Source organism: Staphylococcus pasteuri (genome assembly GCF_030547725.1).
GTDB classification, from domain to species: domain Bacteria; phylum Bacillota; class Bacilli; order Staphylococcales; family Staphylococcaceae; genus Staphylococcus; species Staphylococcus pasteuri.
Genome location: NZ_JAUOQO010000462.1, coordinates 1 through 262, shown reverse-complemented (window position 1 = coordinate 262; position 262 = coordinate 1). Strand labels below are relative to the sequence as shown.

1 protein-coding gene is annotated in these 262 nt (G+C 62.2%); it reads right to left on the bottom strand.

Features of this window, described 5'->3' with window-relative positions:
- On the bottom strand, positions 1-262 hold a 262-nt coding region (locus Q4528_RS14360; protein WP_303522306.1), incomplete at both ends, for an ATP-binding cassette domain-containing protein.

The following is a 262-nucleotide window of genomic DNA, read 5'->3' as shown; positions in this document are numbered from 1 at the left end:
GCGCTAGGGCACGGGCGATGCCGATCCGCTGTCGTTGGCCGCCCGAAAACTGATGCGGATAGCGGCTTGCATGTTCGGGCGCCAACCCGACAAGATCAAGCAGCTCTGCCACCCGCGCCCGCCGCTCTGTTGCGGTCATCTCGGTTGACGTGAACAAAGGTTCCGCAATCACATGCTCGGCGGTCATGCGTGGGTTAAGCGACCCAAATGGATCCTGAAACACAATCTGCACCTGACGGCGAAACGCCCGCAGCTCCTGGCC